Origin of the sequence: Kitasatospora sp. NPDC059812, from assembly GCF_042732075.1 — a bacterium.
In the GTDB taxonomy this organism is placed as follows: Bacteria; Actinomycetota; Actinomycetes; order Streptomycetales; family Streptomycetaceae; genus Kitasatospora.
This window is the reverse complement of the sequence record NZ_JBHWIO010000068.1, coordinates 1-1,882: the sequence shown is the minus strand read 5'-3', so window position 1 is coordinate 1,882 and position 1,882 is coordinate 1. Positions and strand designations below refer to the sequence as shown.

2 protein-coding genes are annotated in these 1,882 nt (G+C 73.6%); both read right to left on the bottom strand.

Features of this window, described 5'->3' with window-relative positions; all coding sequences use genetic code 11:
* Positions 1-198: 198 nt before the first annotated feature.
* Complete coding sequence (locus ACFV6D_RS28020; RefSeq protein WP_380561538.1) at positions 199-924, bottom strand: DUF2993 domain-containing protein; 726 nt, start codon at positions 922-924, stop codon at positions 199-201.
* 181 nt (positions 925-1,105) lie between these two features.
* A partial coding sequence (locus tag ACFV6D_RS28015) for a hypothetical protein (protein WP_380561536.1) occupies positions 1,106-1,882 on the bottom strand: 777 nt, incomplete at its 5' end.

The window sequence follows — 1,882 nt, the reverse complement described above, 5'->3', positions numbered from 1 at the left end:
TTTTTGTTGGCCTCTTTCTTTTTTTTTTTCCGACCCCCCCAAACCGGGGTTAAACCACACCCCCCCGGGTCCCGGGCCGGGGGGGCGTTACCCGGGGAGCGGAACACAAGAGACGGAAGGAACGGAAGGAGCGGAAGGAAGGAACGGGAGGAAGGAACCGAGGGAAGGAGCGGCACGGGAGTGGAAGTGACCGGCCGGTCAGCCCAGCAGCTTGACGCTCTTGCCCTCGAAGGTCAGCTGCACGCCCTCCGGCAGCGGCGTCGCCCCGTCCTTGTCTGCCAGCTTCAGCCCGGCCGGGAGCGAGTCGAGGGTGAAGCTCATCGGCGCCAGCCGCTGGTCGGTGACCCCGGCGAACATCCCGGCCAGAGCGCTGAGCTGGAAGCCGTCCACCGTGACGGTGCTCCCGCTGTTGTGCAGCGAACCCTCGCCGACCGCGATCGGCCCCAGCGCGGCCTTGATCTTGCCCGGCCCGCCGTACGACAGGGCCAGCCGGGTGTTGCCGCCCACCGGCAGCTTGCCCGCCCCCGACATCAGCTGGGAGGCTGGCGGCAGCAGCTGCGCGAGGTCCGCGTACGAGATCAGGCCGCTGCCGGTGCCGCTGTCCACCGTGGCGCTCTTCAGGCTGTCGCTCACCGTGACGCCGGACAGCCGGGCCTTGAAGGAGCGCAGCGCCACCTGGCGGCCGCCGTCGCCGACGGTCAGGCCGTCGGAGGAGATCCGGACGTCGTCCAGCTTCATCGACAGCGCCTGGGTGAGGAACGGGAAGCCCTCGATCGAGATGTCCGGCCGCTGGCTCATCCGGCCGCTGCTCACCATCCGGTCGGCGGCCTGGTCCTCGGCCACCCCGACCGCGATCCGGTCGGCGCCGACCAGCAGGCCGGCGAGCACCACCAGGCCGATCGTCGCCTTCAGCCATCCGCGCATCGCACTCCCCGTCGTCGCCGGTCGCCCTTGTCGTTCGCTGTCCTCGTTCGGTGTTCCTCGCCCGGCGTTCCCTGCCCGGTGTCCCATGGCGGCCCCCGGCCGAGGCCGTTCCCGCCCGACCGTACGACGTCCCGCCCCGGAGCATGGTTCCGGAGCGGGACGCGCGGTCGTCGACCGGGTGTCAGCCGGCCAGCAGGTCCGTGGCGATCCAGATCAGCGGCGAGGCCACCGCCAGCGGCAACGCCACACCCGCCGTCATGTGCACGAACCGGGACGGGAAGTCGTACGCCGCGACGCGTCGGCCGACCAGCGCACCCAGCCCCGCCAGCACCCCCAGCGCCGGCGGCGCGCCCACCAGCAGACCCAGCAGCACCGCCGCCGCCAGGCCCAGCACCGGACCCAGCAGCTTCGGACCGGGCAGCGGCGCCGCGGCCAGCACGGTGGCCAGCGCGACCGCGCCCACCCCGGCCGGCACCCAGTCGGCCACCAGCAGCGAGGTGCACAGCGCCGTCACCACCGTGGCCGAGCCGAGCACCGTCAGCGCGTAGAACCGCTCCTTCGGGTCCGAGGGGCGGAACGTCTGCAGCACCAGGACCAGTAGGAAGAACCCGCCCAACGTGCCGACCACCGCCGCCACGCTGCCCTCGGAGTCCGCCAGCAGCACCGCCGCGTCCGCGGTCAGCCCGGCCAGCGCGGCGAGCGCGATGCCCTGGCGGGCCGGCCACATCCCGTTCAGCCGGAACCAGCCGGCCGCCGTCAGCACCTGGAGCAGCGCCACCACCAGTGCCAGCGCCACCTGCCCGAGCGCGGCGCCGCCGGCCAGCAGCGCGGCCACGCCGGCGGTGATCAGCGCGGGCTGCAGGCCCGGATCGATGATCGGCGAACCGGTCCGGCCGCGCGGGCCGGCGGGCGGCGCCACCGGCGCGGGCTGCGCCGGGACGGCCGCGTACGGCGGCGC

What these genes read in the sequence shown, in the direction of transcription:
- ACFV6D_RS28020 (WP_380561538.1), bottom strand. Translation starts at nt 924, where the DNA reads ATGCGCGGATGGCTGAAGGCGACGATCGGCCTGGTGGTGCTCGCCGGC.